Source organism: Tropicimonas sp. S265A, from assembly GCF_049800835.1.
Classification (GTDB): domain Bacteria; phylum Pseudomonadota; class Alphaproteobacteria; order Rhodobacterales; family Rhodobacteraceae; genus Dinoroseobacter.
The window spans coordinates 1,150,214-1,165,867 of record NZ_JBNAFU010000001.1; the positions used below are offsets into that span (position 1 = coordinate 1,150,214).

At 62.3% G+C, this 15,654-nt stretch carries 17 protein-coding genes; 7 read left to right on the forward strand and 10 right to left on the reverse strand.

Going from position 1 to position 15,654, the window contains the following annotated elements; genetic code table 11:
* Positions 1-68: 68 nt before the first annotated feature.
* The 4 genes from bchJ to ACP15N_RS05745 form a co-directional block, all read right to left on the reverse strand.
* On the reverse strand, positions 69-695 hold the full coding sequence (gene bchJ, locus ACP15N_RS05730) for a bacteriochlorophyll 4-vinyl reductase (protein ID WP_425091259.1): 627 nt from the start codon (positions 693-695) through the stop codon (positions 69-71).
* Positions 695-2,338 (reverse strand): magnesium-protoporphyrin IX monomethyl ester anaerobic oxidative cyclase, encoded by a 1,644-nt coding sequence (gene bchE / locus ACP15N_RS05735; protein WP_425091260.1) that lies wholly within the window; start codon positions 2,336-2,338, stop codon positions 695-697. The genes bchJ and bchE overlap by 1 nt, the downstream gene beginning before the upstream one ends.
* Before the next feature lie 87 nt (positions 2,339-2,425).
* The gene (locus ACP15N_RS05740; RefSeq protein ID WP_425091261.1) at positions 2,426-2,638 is read right to left on the reverse strand and encodes a pilus assembly protein; all 213 of its coding nucleotides are present in this window, start codon (positions 2,636-2,638) and stop codon (positions 2,426-2,428) included.
* Between the two features lie 86 nt (positions 2,639-2,724).
* Positions 2,725-3,396 carry a type II CAAX prenyl endopeptidase Rce1 family protein gene (locus ACP15N_RS05745; RefSeq protein WP_425091262.1) on the reverse strand — a complete coding sequence of 224 codons (672 nt, stop codon included), beginning with the start codon at positions 3,394-3,396 and terminating at the stop codon, positions 2,725-2,727.
* Positions 3,397-3,534: 138 nt separating this feature from the next.
* On the opposite strand from ACP15N_RS05745, the gene carB reads away from it, so the two are divergent.
* The 3 genes from carB to ACP15N_RS05760 all read left to right on the forward strand — a co-directional run bounded on the left by carB (position 3,535) and on the right by ACP15N_RS05760 (position 8,321).
* Positions 3,535-6,861, forward strand: coding sequence for a carbamoyl-phosphate synthase large subunit (carB, locus tag ACP15N_RS05750; protein ID WP_425091263.1), 3,327 nt, complete (start codon positions 3,535-3,537; stop codon positions 6,859-6,861).
* 110 nt (positions 6,862-6,971) lie between these two features.
* Complete coding sequence (locus tag ACP15N_RS05755) at positions 6,972-7,550, forward strand: DUF2726 domain-containing protein (protein ID WP_425091264.1); 579 nt, start codon at positions 6,972-6,974, stop codon at positions 7,548-7,550.
* A gap of 108 nt (positions 7,551-7,658) precedes the next feature.
* Positions 7,659-8,321: a hypothetical protein gene (locus tag ACP15N_RS05760; protein ID WP_425091265.1), complete on the forward strand. Its 663-nt coding sequence runs from the start codon at positions 7,659-7,661 to the stop codon at positions 8,319-8,321.
* Between the two features lie 15 nt (positions 8,322-8,336).
* Here the strand turns inward: ACP15N_RS05760 and ACP15N_RS05765 are convergent, their stop codons facing one another.
* Positions 8,337-8,792, reverse strand: a complete 456-nt coding sequence (locus tag ACP15N_RS05765) for a hypothetical protein (protein ID WP_425091266.1) — start codon at positions 8,790-8,792, stop codon at positions 8,337-8,339.
* A 255-nt stretch (positions 8,793-9,047) separates the two neighbouring features.
* On the opposite strand from ACP15N_RS05765, the gene ACP15N_RS05770 reads away from it, so the two are divergent.
* Positions 9,048-9,638: a thymidine kinase gene (locus ACP15N_RS05770; protein WP_425091267.1), complete on the forward strand. Its 591-nt coding sequence runs from the start codon at positions 9,048-9,050 to the stop codon at positions 9,636-9,638.
* On the opposite strand, the gene ACP15N_RS05775 is transcribed toward ACP15N_RS05770, so the two are convergent.
* The 5 genes from ACP15N_RS05775 to ACP15N_RS05795 form a co-directional block, all read right to left on the reverse strand.
* A complete protein-coding gene (locus tag ACP15N_RS05775) occupies positions 9,635-10,585 on the reverse strand; it encodes a 2-hydroxyacid dehydrogenase (protein WP_425091268.1) in 951 nt (316 codons plus the stop codon). The two genes, ACP15N_RS05770 and ACP15N_RS05775, sit on opposite strands and share 4 nt — an antisense overlap.
* Positions 10,585-10,923 (reverse strand): tRNA-binding protein, encoded by a 339-nt coding sequence (locus ACP15N_RS05780; protein WP_425091269.1) that lies wholly within the window; start codon positions 10,921-10,923, stop codon positions 10,585-10,587. The genes ACP15N_RS05775 and ACP15N_RS05780 overlap by 1 nt, the downstream gene beginning before the upstream one ends.
* Positions 10,924-10,927: 4 nt before the next feature.
* Positions 10,928-11,749 carry a pyrroline-5-carboxylate reductase gene (gene proC / locus ACP15N_RS05785; RefSeq protein ID WP_425091270.1) on the reverse strand — a complete coding sequence of 274 codons (822 nt, stop codon included), beginning with the start codon at positions 11,747-11,749 and terminating at the stop codon, positions 10,928-10,930.
* Between the two features lie 34 nt (positions 11,750-11,783).
* Entirely contained in the window at positions 11,784-12,284 is a 501-nt protein-coding gene (locus ACP15N_RS05790; protein WP_425091271.1) for a YbjN domain-containing protein, read from the reverse strand.
* A gap of 233 nt (positions 12,285-12,517) precedes the next feature.
* Positions 12,518-12,763, reverse strand: coding sequence for an accessory factor UbiK family protein (locus ACP15N_RS05795; protein WP_425091272.1), 246 nt, complete (start codon positions 12,761-12,763; stop codon positions 12,518-12,520).
* A 107-nt stretch (positions 12,764-12,870) separates the two neighbouring features.
* Here ACP15N_RS05795 and lgt point away from each other — a divergent pair, with 107 nt between their 5' ends.
* Genes lgt through pgeF form a run of 3 tightly spaced genes read left to right on the forward strand, consistent with a single transcriptional unit; the run spans position 12,871 to position 15,635 of the window.
* Positions 12,871-13,770 (forward strand): prolipoprotein diacylglyceryl transferase, encoded by a 900-nt coding sequence (gene lgt / locus ACP15N_RS05800; RefSeq protein WP_425091273.1) that lies wholly within the window; start codon positions 12,871-12,873, stop codon positions 13,768-13,770.
* Entirely contained in the window at positions 13,767-14,831 is a 1,065-nt protein-coding gene (locus ACP15N_RS05805; RefSeq protein ID WP_425091274.1) for a class I SAM-dependent methyltransferase, read from the forward strand. The genes lgt and ACP15N_RS05805 overlap by 4 nt, the downstream gene beginning before the upstream one ends.
* Before the next feature lie 45 nt (positions 14,832-14,876).
* Entirely contained in the window at positions 14,877-15,635 is a 759-nt protein-coding gene (gene pgeF, locus ACP15N_RS05810; RefSeq protein WP_425091275.1) for a peptidoglycan editing factor PgeF, read from the forward strand.
* The last annotated feature ends 19 nt before the right edge of the window (positions 15,636-15,654 follow it).

Sequence of the window (15,654 nt, forward strand, 5' to 3'; positions counted from 1 at the left end):
GGTGATAAGTCTGGGGTCATACATACGAGCCCGCCCCCCGTGTCAAGGCAAGGCGGGCGCGGGCGCGGTCACAGTGGGATACGGGTCAACTCAAACCGGCAGGCGAGTGCGCCGCAGGCACAGCAGCGGGTTTCGCGCGCAGTGTAGTCGGGCGCAACCAAACGCCGGAACAGCGTTTCGAACACGGCCATGTGCCAGAAGCAGATCGGGGCTTCGGCGTGTTCCCCCCGCACCACCGGGTTATTCTCGATCTCGAAGACCAGCGGGCGGGTCGACAGGACCCGAAAGTCGCCGGACCCCATGAACGTCCAGGCGTTTTTGCGAATGGCCTTGGTGAGCATCCGCGAGGATGGCCCGGGGGGAAGCGCGCGCAGCACAAGACGCGCAAACCGCGGAATGCGATTGGCGATGATGTAATTTGCCGTCGCCTCCCCCGCGGCCCAAGCCAGACGCGGGGCGCGGTTGGGCATGTCCCGGCGCAGGGCCTGATGGATGCGGGCGACGGGACGCTCATCGATCATGCCCGTCTCAGGCGGGAGGTCGAATATACCGGCGAGGGCCAGGATATGGGCGGCCAGTGTCGGGCCGCCCTCCTCTTCCAGAACGGTCAACAGCTGCAGGACCGCGTTAGGGCCGATCCGCGCGGTCGTGTCCGGCGGGGCCCAAACCTGATCGCTGCCGCCATCAAGGGGCATCAGACATCTTCCATCTGTTGCGTGCCACCGCCGCAGGCCTTGATCGGTTCCCGCGCTTCGCGTCCCTCGGGCATCTTGAAGGAGGTATCGAGCGCCTTGCGCCGCGCACGGGCCTGGCTGGCGCGGTCGGCGGCAGCCTCCCAATCGTCCATCTGGGCCTTCGCGATCTTGCGGGTGCGATCGAAGTTGAAGTTGACCTTGTCCTTCGACTGCGGGCCCCAGTAGTTCGCCTTGCCCAGATCATAGAACTTGCGCTCAAAACCCGCCTTGAGGAACGCCTTGAGGCATCCGAGCAGGTATTTCCGCCGGTATCCCGTGCCGCGCCACGGGTAATGGAACAGCGCTTTTTGCATGTAGAACCGGCGATAGTTCTTCATCACACCGTTCAGCAACTCGCCCCGCGTCATCGCCTCGGGCGCCATGATCGGCGTGACGAAGTTGTATTTCGAGAAATCGAAAATCTCGACCTTGTCGCCCAGCTCATGAAACAGGGGCGTGAAAGGCCAGGGCGTGTACATCGCCCAGTTGGCAAGGTCCGGCTGCCAGTCCCACGCCATGCGATAGGTTTCTTCGAGCGTTTCGGGCGTCTCGTTGTCCAGCCCAACGATGAATTGCGCCTCGACGAAAATATCGGCCTCGCGCAGCAGGCGGATCGCCTCCTTGTTCTCTTCGACCTTGGTTTCCTTGTTGAACTGGTCGAGCTTGAGTTGCGCAGCCGCCTCGGTGCCGAGGCTGACATGCACAAGACCCGCCTTGCGGTAAAGCGGCAGCAATTCCCGGTCACGGTAGATATCGGTGACGCGGGTGTTGATGCCCCATTGCACCTTCTCGGGCAGACCGCGGGCGATCAGTTCCTCGCAGAACTTGATGAACTTCTTGCGGTTGATGGTCGGTTCCTCGTCCGCGAGGATGAAAAACCCGACATCGTGGTCGTTCACCAGACGTTCAATCTCGTCCACCACCTTGATCGGATCCCGCACGCGGTAATCGCGCCAGAATTTCCACTGCGAACAGAACGAACAGGTGAACGGGCAGCCCCGTGCCATGTTCGGGATCGCGACACGGCGGTTGAGCGGGACGTAGATGTATTTTTCCCACTCCAGCAGCGACCAGTCAGGGTCGATCCCGTCGAGGTTCTTGACCGTGCTGGCGGCTTGCGTGGCGACGATCTTGTCCCCTTCGCGGAACGCGAGCCCTTTGACTTTGCGCCGGTCCTCGGGCCAGCGGCCTTCGGCGACGGTCTGGGCAAGCTCTGTCATGATCTCTTCGCCCTCGCCGCGGACAATGACGTCGACTTCCAGCGCTTCGGAGAATACCTGCTTGTACATGAAGGTCGCATGAATACCGCCCAGCACGCGCAGCGCGTCCGGGGCTTCTTCGGACGCGATCTTCAGGACCTTTTCAGCCTCGTAGATCGCGGGCGTGATCGCGGTGGTGCCGATGATATCCGGAGCAATTTCGCGAATGCGGGCGCGCAAGGCGTCCTCCGGCAGATCGTTGGTCATCGCATCGACGAAATGGATATCGTCAAAGCCGGCCGATTTCAGGCTCCCGGCGAGGTAGGCCACCCACGCAGGCGGCCAGTTGCCCGCGATTTCGGCGCCGCCGGAATGATAGTTCGGGTGGACAAAAAGAATCCGCATGTAACCCTCCGCAGTTTCGCGAAGCGTGACACGCCTTGTGTCAATTTAAATTGACACACATCAAGTCAAGGGGAGGAGACGCGCGTTTCAATCCGGCCAGACGGTTGTCGCGTCCTTGAACTCGGTCGACATGAAGTCGCTTTCGAGTTGCCCATTCAGCGACCCGGCCTGCGTTGTCATGGCAGGTTCAATCGTAAGCCGCACGGCAATACCCAGGCCGACAATCGCTGCAGTGATCACCACCCAGTCGACCGTCACGGCACCTTCATCCGCACGCCAGAACTCTCTCATCCAAACCATCATCACGCTCGTCCATTTTTTTCAGCGTCAGCAACACGACGCAGAAACAGTCTTAACGAGTGGCATTGGCGAAAATACGGCGAATTTCAGAAAGGTCGGGCCACATTGCCCGAATAAAAATAGAGACCGAGGCCCAAAGCGAAAACAATGTTGCCGGAGATCGCATGTAAGACCACGGTTTCGGGAAAATTGCGCCGCGCTTCGTAGGAATACGCGAATGCGAGCCCCCCGAAGAACGTCATCGCAAGCACGACCCAGTGCCAATACATCAGATGCGCCCAGGAGAAGAGCGCGGCGTTAAGCAAGATCTTCGGCCAAAGCCCCTCTGGAAGGATGGATTGGTACCTTCGGAAGAACAGTGGCCGAAACACCAGCTCCTGCGGGAGGGCTGAAAAGATCGGATAGAGCAGCATGATCATGAGCAACAGCGCGGGTTGCGTCCGCGCGAGGATCAGAAAGGCGTCGGGTTCAAGCGTCAGCACCACAGTTGTTGCCGTCACAATGGTCAGCAGCGTAAACAACCCGACAAAGCGCCAGTTGACCCGGCCAAACCCCGTGACCAGTCCCTGCCACCGGAAATCCGCCGTGATGTGCAGCAGAAACAGCCCGAGCACCATCGACGCAAACAGCGCCGAAAACATCCGTTCGGGTGGCAACGCCAAGGCGATCACAGCCGGCGTCAGGATGAAAAACGCTCCGAACTCCGCCCTCAGCCGCCAGAGGTGGCGGGACTGCGCAGTCTGCAAAAGGCTGGTCATCGCGGCTCCTGTCATCGCGGGCAGTGCCCCTGACATAGGCGGGTCAGCCGGCACGCCAAGGCAGGCCCATTCCCGCCCTTGCGGACAGGCGGCGGCCATGTATAACCCGGCTAATTTTGCGCCACTGGAGTCTGCCCGATGCCCAAACGTACCGATATCAAGTCCATCATGATCATCGGCGCCGGGCCCATCGTCATCGGACAGGCCTGCGAGTTCGACTACTCCGGGGCTCAGGCCTGCAAGGCCCTGCGCGAGGAAGGGTACCGCGTCATTCTGGTTAACTCCAACCCCGCCACGATCATGACCGACCCCGAACTGGCGGACGCGACCTATATCGAGCCGATCACGCCCGAGGTCGTCGCAAAGATCATCGAAAAGGAACGCCCCGACGCGCTGCTGCCTACGATGGGTGGCCAGACTGGGCTGAACACCTCCCTCGCGCTTGAAGAAATGGGCATCCTGGAGAAGTTCGGCGTCGAGATGATCGGCGCCAAGCGCGCCGCGATCGAGATGGCCGAAGATCGCAAACTGTTTCGCGAAGCGATGGATCGGCTGGGTCTCGAAAACCCCAAGGCCACCATTGTTACGGCGCCGAAAGGCAAAGATGGCAAGGCTGACCTGAATGCGGGCGTCAAAATCGCCCTCGAAGCCCTTGAAGAGATCGGCTTGCCGGCAATTATCCGGCCTGCCTTTACCCTCGGCGGGACCGGCGGTGGCGTGGCCTATAACCGCGACGACTATGAACACTTCTGCCGGTCGGGGATGGATGCCTCTCCGGTAAACCAGATCCTCGTGGACGAGAGCCTGCTGGGTTGGAAAGAGTTCGAGATGGAGGTGGTGCGCGACACCGCCGATAACGCGATCATCGTATGTTCTATCGAAAACGTTGACCCGATGGGCGTCCATACCGGTGACAGCATCACCGTGGCCCCTGCCCTGACGCTGACCGACAAGGAATACCAGATCATGCGCAACGGCTCGATCGCCGTGCTGCGCGAGATCGGCGTGGAAACCGGCGGGTCAAACGTGCAATGGGCGGTGAACCCGGCAGACGGGCGGATGGTCGTGATCGAGATGAACCCGCGCGTCTCGCGGTCCTCTGCACTGGCCTCCAAGGCGACCGGCTTCCCCATTGCCAAGATCGCGGCGAAACTGGCGGTAGGGTACACGCTGGACGAGTTGGACAATGACATCACCAAAGTCACACCCGCCTCGTTCGAGCCGACGATTGACTATGTGGTCACCAAGATCCCGAAATTCGCGTTTGAGAAATTCCCCGGCTCCGAGCCGCATCTGACCACGGCGATGAAATCCGTGGGCGAGGCGATGTCTATCGGGCGGACCTTCCACGAGAGCGTACAAAAGGCGCTCGCATCGATGGAATCCGGTCTGACAGGGTTTGACGAGGTCGAGATCGATGGCGCACCCGACAAGGCGTCGGTCGTGAAAGCCATTTCCAAGCAGACACCGGACCGGATGCGCACCATCGCGCAAGCCATGCGGCACGGGCTCACCAACGACGAAATTCAGGCCGCCACGGCGTTCGATCCGTGGTTCCTCGACAGGATACGCGAGATCATCAATGCGGAGATGGTCGTGCGCAAGGACGGTCTGCCGATGGATGAAGTCGGCCTGCGCAAGCTCAAGATGCTGGGCTTTACCGACGCGCGTCTGGCCAAGCTCACCGGACGGTCCGAAGGTCAGGTCCGCCGCGCGCGCCAGCGGTTGGGTGTTGTCGCCCAGTTCAAGCGGATCGACACGTGTGCCGCGGAGTTCGAAGCGCAGACGCCATACATGTACTCGACCTATGAGACCCCGGTCATGGGCGAACCTGAATGCGAGGCGCGCCCGTCGGATGCCAAGAAGGTCGTCATCCTCGGCGGTGGCCCGAACCGGATCGGTCAGGGCATCGAGTTTGACTATTGCTGCTGTCATGCCTGTTTCGCCCTGACCAAGGCCGGGTTCGAGACAATCATGATCAACTGCAACCCCGAAACCGTCTCGACCGACTACGACACCTCGGACCGGTTGTATTTCGAACCCCTGACTTTCGAGCACGTGATGGAGATCCTGCGGGTGGAACAAGAAAACGGCACGCTGCACGGGGTGATCGTGCAGTTCGGCGGGCAGACCCCGCTAAAGCTTGCCAACGCGCTGGAAGCCGAAGGTATTCCGATCCTCGGCACGACGCCGGACGCAATCGATCTGGCCGAGGACCGGGAGCGGTTCCAGAAGCTCGTCAACGATCTGGGCCTCAAGCAGCCCAAGAACGCGATCGCCTCGACCGAGGCAGAGGCGTTTGCCGCTGCGGGCGAGATCGGCTTCCCGCTGGTGATCCGCCCCTCCTACGTTCTGGGGGGCCGCGCGATGGAGATCGTCCGCGACATGCCCCAGCTGGAGCGCTACATCAACGAGGCCGTTGTGGTGTCGGGCGACAGCCCGGTCCTGCTGGACAGTTATCTTGCGGGCGCGATTGAACTGGACGTGGATGCGCTGAGCGATGGCAAGGATGTCCACGTATCGGGCATCATGCAGCACATCGAGGAAGCCGGGGTTCATTCAGGTGACAGCGCCTGTTCCCTGCCACCCTATTCGCTTGGTGCGGATGTGCTGGCCCGGATCGAAGAACAGACCGTCGCGCTGGCCCGCGCGCTGAACGTGGTGGGTCTGATGAACGTACAGTTCGCCATCAAGGATGACGTCATCTACCTGATCGAGGTAAACCCGCGCGCTTCTCGCACGGTGCCGTTCGTGGCGAAGGCGACAGATTCGGCCATCGCCTCCATCGCGGCGCGCGTCATGGCGGGCGCGCCGTTGGCGGATTTCCCGAAGCGACCAAAACATACCGGCGAATACGGCCAGTCCCAACCCATGGCAGACCCGATGACCCTGGCCGACCCGAACATGCCCTGGTTCTCCGTCAAGGAAGCCGTCATGCCCTTTGCGCGCTTCCCCGGCGTCGACACCATCCTTGGCCCCGAAATGCGTTCCACCGGAGAGGTCATGGGGTGGGATCGGTCCTTCCCGCGCGCCTTTCTGAAGGCGCAGATGGGCGCAGGGACGATCCTGCCGAAATCCGGCACCGCTTTTTTGTCGATCAAGGAAGCCGACAAGGGGGAGATGCTGCGCGATCTGGCGCAGACCCTGATCGATCTTGGCCTCGATATCGTCGCCACGCGGGGCACCGCGGCCTTCCTGAAGGAACACGGCATCCCGTCCGAGATCGTAAACAAGGTCTACGAAGGGAGGCCTGACGTGGTCGACATGCTGAAGGACGGGCGCATCGCCGTGGTCATGAACACCACCGAAGGCGCGCAAGCCGTCAATGACAGCCGGGAGATTCGATCCGTCGCGCTGTATGACAAGATCCCGTACTTCACGACCCTCGCGGCGTCCCACGCGGCGGCTCAGGCCATGAAGGCGCGCGAAGAAAGTGAGATCGAGGTTCGCGCGCTTCAGGAGTAGCAGCCGCGAAACGGCGCAAAAACGGACTTCTTGGGACCGCAATTCCGAGTCACTATGCAAGTGCCTCAATTTTGGGGGCGCGTCGTTGATGTACCCGGAGACCGTAACCGTTGTTCGAATTCATTTTGCTGACTCTGGTCGCGCTTGGGCTGGCTGTTTTCCTGACCCGGCCCAAAAAACGCCCGCGCAAGAAGCCTTCCCGGTCGCGGCAGCGAAAGCATGACGCAACCACCGGTGGGGCACAGGACCCATCCGGTATCCTTCAAGCGGCACAAATCGACGCGCGCCCCCTGTTTGGCAGCGATGAACGCCGTGTTCTGTGCGCGTTGCTCGATTGGGAAAGACAGCACCCTGATGCCTACATGGTTCTGCGCAAGGTCGCGCTTTCGGACATGTTTCGGCTCAGCAACACCGGAAGCCGCTCAGCCTGGGACTCCGCGCGCACCTGCTTTGACACACGGCATGTCGATTTTCTGATCGTCGATGCCGATGGCTGGCCAGTTCTGGCGATCGACTACCACGAGACCGGGCACTATGAGCGGGGGGCGGGCCGCCGGGACGAGGTCAAGGCCCTGATCTTCAAACAGGCGGGCGTGACGCTGACACAGATCGACAAGCACACCGCACTGCCCCGTTTTCTGGACGACATTGATGCGATGCTGACGACGCGCCTAGAGGGTCTTGCCTGATCCGAAGCGTCGAAATCGAACCAGAAAGCCGAGGAGTTTCCAAGGCTTTGCCACAATTTTTGCACTTTGGTTGTCGATGCTCGACGCTGTTATCCACAGGAGGCAGCCATGCTTGAGACCTCAGGCTCCACGTCTTTTTTCGATATCCTCGCGCAGATGGGCGGCTCGGCAACGCTGCTGGCGTTCCTTGCGGTCGGCGTTTTGCTAGGGGTACGCTCGGTGTTGAAACGCAAGTTTGCGCGGGCGGAACAAGTGCCCTCGGCCCTGTCGACGATCCCCGATCTGCCGGGGGACGCGCTACTGCGCGCTGTCGAGACGACGCGGTTCACCCGCAAGGCCCCGTTGTCAGAAGCAGAGATGCGCCTGATGCGGTCCCTGTCCGTTTGGGAGCGGCGTCAGGGCAAGGGGTACAGCGTGGTAACAGGTCTGACGCTGGGTACAATTCTGAGCCCTGCGAATGATGATCCCTCGCTTCTTCCGGCGCTGGAACAGCTTGCCCACGTGCGAACGGATTTCATGATCCTCGACAAATCGGGCCTGCCGGTTCTGGCCGTGGATCTGCCCGGGCGCTGCATGGGCGGACCGGACGCGGAACGGGACGCGGCCCTGCGCCAGATCGCCTTCGACGCAGCCGGCCTGCCCCTGATCGCCCCCGAGGCGGGCACCAGCGGGGCAGACATCGTCGCGCGCGTGGATCGCATGCTCGACACCGGATTGATCAAGCCCAAGGGCGCGCCGGTCTCGCCGCACAGGGTGGCCCAGGTCGCTTGACCACCGACGGGGCGGCTACGCCTCCACCGCTTCGAGGCGCAGCTTCATTTCCATCAGCACAGTCTGAAGGGCGGCTGTCTCGCGCAGCATGCGCCGGGCTTCGTTGGCCGAGATTTTTCCATCGGCGATCGACTGGTGGTATTCGCTCATCAGCATTGCGAACCTCTCGCAAAGCGCGATGACATCCTCGTTGACACCACCCGGCCCGGCGTTACGCCGCGCCGGATCGTGCGACACCAAGAGCCCGTTCACCTCTGCAAGCGCGGTGGTGACATGTGGAAACTCTGCTTCCGCCTCCAGGGCAACCACCGTATCGATTGGCATGAAACGGCCGGCATGCTCCGGCGCATCCGAGTAATAGCGCCCTAGGGTCGCCTTTGACTTTCCGCTCAATTCGGCCGCCGCCTCGATCCCGAGCGCTTTAACCAAGGCCTCTGTATGCCGGCGCAGATAGGCCGTTCTTTCAGTCATGCGCTGCGCCCCTTCGGCTATGCCGCTGGTCTGGCCGGGGAATTCCCGATCATTGTTCCCATTAAGCACAAGGCGTCAATCTGCGACAAGACCAGTCCAGAGGCCCACGAAAACGGTCGCTGGATCCGTGCGAGTGACCGGGTCTGATCCCCCAGACCCATCGTGTTGGGTTGGGGTCTGTCGCATCTGCGGCAGGCCCTTCTTGCGTGCGCGACCACCCTTGCACACGCAGTCCGTTCTGCGGCATCTGAAAGCATGGCGAAGCTCTATTTTCACTACTCAACCATGAATGCCGGCAAGTCGACTGCGCTGCTGCAAGCCTCCCATAACTATAACGAACGTGGCATGGAGACGTTGTTGCTGACGGCAGCGTTCGACACGCGCACGGGGGTGCGTCAGATCGGGTCCCGGATCGGCCTGTCCGCGCCGGCCCAGGGGTTCGGTTCGGACACCAACTTGTTTGCCGCGCTGGAAGACGCTTTGAAAACGCGGGCCCTCGCCTGCGTCTTTGTCGACGAGGCGCAGTTTCTGAGTGAAGCGCAAGTCTGGCAACTGGCGCGCGCGGTAGATGATCTGAGCGTGCCGGTCATGTGCTACGGGCTTCGGGTCGATTTTCTGGGCAAGCTGTTTCCCGGATCCGCGGCATTGCTGGCCCTTGCCGATGAAATGCGGGAAGTGCGCACCATCTGCCATTGCGGAAAGAAGGCGACCATGGTGGTGCGGCAGGACGATCATGGCCGCGTCCTGACCGAGGGCGCGCAGGTACAGATCGGCGGCAACGAGGTCTATGTCTCGCTGTGCCGCAAGCATTGGCGCGAAGCAACGGGCGATCGCCCCTCCACCTAGACTGGGTTCGGCAAGGGGCGTCCTTCGGCGAAGGCGATGAGGTTATCGACTGCCATCAACCCCATATCCGTGCGCACCTCCAGCGCAGCGGTTCCGAGGTGCGGCAGCAGTGCGACGTTTTCCATCTCCTTGAGGGCTTGGGGTACGGCTGGTTCGAACTCGTAGACATCAAGCCCCGCGCCCGCCAATTGACCCGCCTGCAACGCAGCGATCAAAGCTGCCTCGTCCACGACGTCCCCACGGGCGGTGTTCACGAAAATCGCATGGGGCTGCATGGCGTCAAAAATGGGCTTTCCGACAAGGTGACGGGTCTCGGCACCGCCGGGGACGGAGACGACCAGAACATCGGCCTGCGCCGCGACCTCCTCCATCGTGGGAAGTTGCCGCGCAGGCAACTCCAGCGTTTTGGGAGATCGGTTCTGAAACACCACATCCATACCGAACCCGTGGTGGCATCGATGGGCAATGGCCTGCCCGATCCGCCCCATGCCGATCACACCCAGCGTCTTGCCAGAGACATGCAGCCCGAGCATCTGGGTCGGATGCCAGCCGTGCCAGGTTCCGGCGCGGACCATGCGCTCGCCCTCGCCCGCGCGGCGCGCAACCATCAGCATCAGGGTTATCGCGATATCCGCCGTCGCATCCGTGACCGCACCGGGTGTGTTGGTCACAGCGACACCCGACGCATGGGCTGCTGCCACGTCGATGTGATTGTACCCCACCCCGAAATTCGCCAGCAGTTTTGCGCGTGGCGCGGGCACATCCGAAAAAACCTCAGCTGAAAAGAGATCGCCGAGCGTCGGCAGAACGACGTCGAAATCGCCCAATGCGGCGCGCAGTTCGGTGGGGCTGAGTGGCGTGGTTTCGGCCCGGATGGTCACGTCGAACCGGGCCTGCGCGGCCGCTATCGCGGGGTCCGGCAACGGGCGGGTGATCAGCAGCTTCATCAATAGAGCCTTCCGCCAAGGGGCACATCGAGGTCCGGTTTGAGCAAGACGACTTCGCCATCTTCATCGGGCACCCCCAACACCAACACTTCGGACATGAACTTGCCGATCTGGCGCGGCGGGAAGTTCACGACGGCCACAACACGTCGTCCGATCAGCGCCTCGGGGGTATAGTGCCGGGTGATCTGTGCGGACGATTTCTTCTCTCCTACCTCAGGGCCAAAATCGAGTCGCAGCTTGATGGCGGGCTTGCGGGCCTCGGGATAGGGTTCGGCATGCGTGATCTGGCCCACGCGCACATCGACTTTCAAGAAGTCGTCGAAGGTTATGTTTTCCATTGGTCTACCCTGCCAGTTCACGGCCCCGGTCGGCGGCTGCCTTGACCGCGCGTTTCAGGAGCGGAGGGAATCCGGCTTCGGGATCCATAAGGACGCCGAGCGCAGCCGCCGTTGTGCCACCCGGAGATGTCACATTTACACGCAACTGGGCCGGCGTGTCTTCGGAGGCCTCGGCCAGGGCACCGGCGCCGGCCACGGTGGCCCGCGCCAGATGCAGCGCCAGGTCGGGCGGCAATCCCTCGGCCTCACCAGCGGCGGCAAGGGTTTCGATCAGATGAAAAACATAGGCCGGCCCGGACCCGGACACGGCCGTGACAGCGTCCATCTGATGCTCCCCATCGAGGCGCACGGTTTGACCGATGGCAGACAACAGTGTTTCTGCAAGGCTCAGGTCCGCCTCCGACGCGGCGGCATTGCCGGTCAGCGCCGTGATCCCGCGCCCGATGGCGGCAGGCGTGTTGGGCATGGCGCGCACGATCGGCGTCGCCGCACCCAACATCTGTTCGAAATAGTGGATCGGGGTGCCCGCGGCGATGGACAGGATCACCGTTTGGCCGCCGCCGAGGGCAGAGACCGGCGCGAGCGCATCGCCCATCATCTGCGGTTTCACGGCCAGTAGCGCAATCGCCGGAACGTCGGGCACGCCTTCATTCAAATGCAGGCCCTGTTCCGCCAGTCCACGCACCCAATTCGACGGGGAAGGCTCAAGCACCCAAACCGCAGAGGGTGCGATCCCCTGATCGAGCCAGCCTTTCAGCATGGCCGATCCCATCTTGCCGCAGCCGAGCAAGAACAGTCCCCGGCTACGAACCGCGTCAAGTGTCATGGACGTGGTCCCCCCCTGTGTGTCGGGGGGCAGATTAGGCGCGCCCGTAGGCCTCTGCAATGGCGACCTGAATGGCCTCCTTCGCGGGCCGCTCACCCCAGACCGCCAGTTGGAAGGCCGGATAGAACCGTTCGCAATTGCTGACCGCGGTCCGCATCATCCGATTGATCTGCTCGGGGCTGGCGATCGCCCCGCCCGACAGAACCAGACCGTAGCGATAGACCATGAGCTTCTGGTCGGCCCAATGGCTGAAAGCGCCCGTCCAGCACATGTCGTTGGCTGAATTTAACACCTCGAACAGGGCGGGCTGGCGCTCTGCTGGGGGGTCCATCTCGAAGGTCACGACCAGACGCAGCGTCTCGTCATACCCGGACCACGCCAAGGTGACAGAATACGTCCGCCACTGGCCCTCGACCGCCATGGCGATCTGGTCATCCGCAATGCGGTCAAACTCCCAATCGTGATGCTCCGCCAACCCCTCGACGATGTCGATGGGATGAAGGTCTTCTGTCTCGTACTGCTCGACAAGTGACATACCCGGCCCCGTTTTACATTGGCCTGATGTGGGCTTTCACCCACAATAGGCTGGGTGTCGTTACAAGACCCGCGACTGCCTGCCTCGCGTCTTACTAAATATGGTGTGTCGGAATTGGAGACCTGTAAAGTGAATATTTTGCCTCAAAAGCTAAACATCCGCTTTATCCACAAAAAAAATCGCCCCGGCTCTCGACGGGGCGGTGTTTGTAAACAGAGAGTTAACAAGAGAGGTCAGCTTTTGCCCTCTTCCAGCGCGGCGATACGCGCCTTCAGGGATTCGTTCTCCTCGCGGGCTTTCTGCGCCATGGCGCGGACGGCGTCGAATTCCTCGCGCGTGACGAAATCGCGGTCGGCAAGCCAGCGATCCATCACCGACTTCATCGCCGTCTCGGCCTCGTCCCGCGCGCCCTGGGCCACGCCCATCGCGTTGGTCATCAATTGGCCGACATCATCAAAGAACTTGTTGCGGGTTTGCATGGGGCGCTCCATTTGCGGTTTCGACTTATATGGTCGCCAGCGGCGAAATTCTCAAGGTTGACTTCTGTCGCACGAAGCCTGACCCATCGGGCAAACCGGAGGATGCGATGCCCTTTGCCATTCCCTTTCCGCCCCTGTCGCCAGAGCTGTTCAGCATCGACGTGTTCGGGTTTACGCTGGCGCTGAGGTGGTATGCGCTGGCCTATATCATCGGGCTGATCGCTGGCTGGCGGATTGTCGTGGCGCTAGTCGCGCGCCCCGGTCTTTGGGGGCCGCGCGGTGCGCCCATGACACCCCCGCAAGTCGAGGCACTGCTGACCTGGGTGATCGTCGGGGTGATCGTCGGGGGGCGCCTGGGATACGTGCTGTTCTATCAGCCGGGCTATTACCTTGCGCACCCGGCGGAAATTCCGATTCTTTGGCGCGGTGGCATGGCATTTCATGGCGGGCTGGCGGGCGTGGTCATCGCGGTCGCGCTGTTCTGCCGGTCTGAAAAAATCCCTGCCGTGGGTGCCGCGGATGCGCTGGCCGTGGCTACCCCGTTGGGCCTTCTTCTGGGGCGGCTTGCGAATTTCATCAACGCAGAGCTGTGGGGGCGCCCAACCGATGCCCCCTGGGGCGTAATCTTTCCCGGCAACGCCGCACAGGCGTGCGGTCAGGCGATTGGCGAGCTGTGTGCGCGCCATCCCAGCCAGCTCTATGAGGCCGGGTTGGAGGGGCTGGTGCTGGGCCTTGTCCTGATCTGGCTGGTTTTGCGAGGCGCCCTGCAAAAACGCGGGCTGGTGTTTGGTGTCTTTCTGGCGGGCTACGGCGCGGCACGGTTCGTCGTGGAGTTGGTTCGGCAGCCGGATGCACAGTTTGTCAGCGCCGAGAATCCGGTGGGCTACGCGCTTCAGTTCTGGGCGAACGGACCCGGCCTGACGATGGGACAGCTGCTGAGCCTGCCCATGATCGCGCTTGGTCTGTGGCTGGTTCTGCGCGCCCGCCCCGCCCCCGCGATGGCATGACCACGCCCTTGGCCGATATCCTGATCGCGCGGATTGCGGCGACGGGACCGATCACGGTGGCCGATTACATGGCCGAATGCCTGCTGCATCCAGAGCATGGGTACTACACCACGCGTCCGCCCTTCGGAACGGAGGGAGATTTCATCACCGCCCCAGAAATCAGCCAGATGTTCGGGGAGTTGATTGGCCTTGCCCTGGGTCAGGCTTGGATGGATCAGAACGGGCCCGCTGGCGCCATCCTCGCAGAGGTCGGACCCGGACGCGGGACGCTGATGGCGGACATGCAACGCGTGCTCGGCAGGCTTCCGGGGGCCGAAGGTTTGGTCCCGCATCTGGTCGAGGCCTCGCCCCGACTCCGCGCGGAACAGGCTCGGGTCGTGCCCGGTGCGACATGGGTCGACGATATCTTTGCATTGCCGGAGGGGCCGCTGTTTCTGGTTGCCAACGAGTTTTTTGATGCCCTGCCAATACGTCAGTTCGTGCGCACGGAAACAGGCTGGTCCGAGCGCATGGTGGGGCTGGCAGAGGATGCTCTGTCCTTCGGAATGTCGCAGTCTGCGCCGCTGGCGGCCCTGGACCATCGTCTTCACGATACCAGACCCGGCGATCTGGTGGAGACCTGTGCGCCAGCCCTGCCAATCATCACCGAGATCTCGCGCCGGATCGCGGACCATGGCGGGGCTGCACTGATTATCGACTATGGCGGCTGGCACAGTCAAGGCGACACGCTGCAGGCGTTGCGCAAGCATGTCACAGACCACCCGTTGGCGCATCCCGGCCACGCCGATCTGACCGCCCATGTGGATTTCGAACCTCTGGCGCAAGCTGCCGCGGAGGCCGGCGCGCAATGCGCTGCATTAACTGCGCAAGGCGTATTTCTCGAGCGGCTCGGCATCACCACGCGAGCACAGGCGCTCGCGCGCGCGATGTCCGGGGCTCAGCTTGATGCGCATATCGCAGCACATCGACGCTTGACCCACCCGGACGAAATGGGAAACCTGTTCAAAGTGCTGGGCGTGACCCCGGTTGGCGGCCCGCGACTTGCCGGGACGGTAAACTGAACGGCCCGGACACCCTGCTGCCCTTCAGACAAGGTCTGGACATTCATGACGCTCGAAATTCTGACCGCGCCTTCCCTGTCCGTGCCGCATGGCTTTTTTACCCGTAAGGGGGGCGCTTCCTCTGGCGTGTTCGAGGGGCTGAACTGCGGACCGGGATCGTCGGACCAGCGGCAGGCCGTCGCGATGAACCGGTCCCGCGTGGCGCACGCCATGGAGGTCGCGGATGCCTCCCTGGTGACGATCCATCAGACCCATTCACCCGATGTGGTGGAAATCACGGCCGCGCTTGGTGCCAGCCCGCCACCAGAGGCCGATGGCATGGTCAGCCGCACGGAGGAGGTCGTTCTGGGCATCCTGACTGCTGACTGCATGCCGGTCCTGTTTGCCGATACGACGGCCGGAGTGATCGGCGCTGCTCACGCGGGCTGGAAAGGCGCCTTGGCAGGCGTTTTGGAGCGTACGATCGACGCCATGGAAAATCTGGGCGCAGATCGAAGGCAGATCGCGGCCGTGATCGGCCCCTCCATTTCGCAGCGCGCCTACGAGGTTGGCCCGGACTTCATGGACAGATTTCTGGACGATGACCCGGGAAACGACCGCTTCTTTGCCGGTGGCGTGGGCGACCGGGTGCAGTTCGACCTGATCAGCTACGGCCTGACGCGGCTACGCGCCGCCGGGATCGGCGCCGCGGAATGGACCGGGCACTGTACGTACAGCGACCCGAAACGATTCTTTTCCTACCGCCGCAGCGTCCATGAAAAACAAGCGGATTATGGCCGACTGATTTCTACGATAAGACTCTAAAGGCACGCATTTCCGCCAC

Coding starts and splice junctions, on each gene's coding strand:
- bchJ (WP_425091259.1), bottom strand. CDS start 695: ATGCCCCTTGATGGCGGCAGCGATCAGGTTTGGGCCCCGCCGGACACG.
- bchE (WP_425091260.1), bottom strand. CDS start 2,338: ATGCGGATTCTTTTTGTCCACCCGAACTATCATTCCGGCGGCGCCGAA.
- ACP15N_RS05740 (WP_425091261.1), bottom strand. CDS start 2,638: ATGGTTTGGATGAGAGAGTTCTGGCGTGCGGATGAAGGTGCCGTGACG.
- ACP15N_RS05745 (WP_425091262.1), bottom strand. CDS start 3,396: ATGACCAGCCTTTTGCAGACTGCGCAGTCCCGCCACCTCTGGCGGCTG.
- carB (WP_425091263.1), top strand. CDS start 3,535: ATGCCCAAACGTACCGATATCAAGTCCATCATGATCATCGGCGCCGGG.
- ACP15N_RS05760 (WP_425091265.1), top strand. CDS start 7,659: ATGCTTGAGACCTCAGGCTCCACGTCTTTTTTCGATATCCTCGCGCAG.
- ACP15N_RS05765 (WP_425091266.1), bottom strand. CDS start 8,792: ATGACTGAAAGAACGGCCTATCTGCGCCGGCATACAGAGGCCTTGGTT.
- ACP15N_RS05770 (WP_425091267.1), top strand. CDS start 9,048: ATGGCGAAGCTCTATTTTCACTACTCAACCATGAATGCCGGCAAGTCG.
- ACP15N_RS05775 (WP_425091268.1), bottom strand. CDS start 10,585: ATGAAGCTGCTGATCACCCGCCCGTTGCCGGACCCCGCGATAGCGGCC.
- ACP15N_RS05780 (WP_425091269.1), bottom strand. CDS start 10,923: ATGGAAAACATAACCTTCGACGACTTCTTGAAAGTCGATGTGCGCGTG.
- proC (WP_425091270.1), bottom strand. CDS start 11,749: ATGACACTTGACGCGGTTCGTAGCCGGGGACTGTTCTTGCTCGGCTGC.
- ACP15N_RS05790 (WP_425091271.1), bottom strand. CDS start 12,284: ATGTCACTTGTCGAGCAGTACGAGACAGAAGACCTTCATCCCATCGAC.
- ACP15N_RS05795 (WP_425091272.1), bottom strand. CDS start 12,763: ATGCAAACCCGCAACAAGTTCTTTGATGATGTCGGCCAATTGATGACC.
- lgt (WP_425091273.1), top strand. CDS start 12,871: ATGCCCTTTGCCATTCCCTTTCCGCCCCTGTCGCCAGAGCTGTTCAGC.
- ACP15N_RS05805 (WP_425091274.1), top strand. CDS start 13,767: ATGACCACGCCCTTGGCCGATATCCTGATCGCGCGGATTGCGGCGACG.
- pgeF (WP_425091275.1), top strand. CDS start 14,877: ATGACGCTCGAAATTCTGACCGCGCCTTCCCTGTCCGTGCCGCATGGC.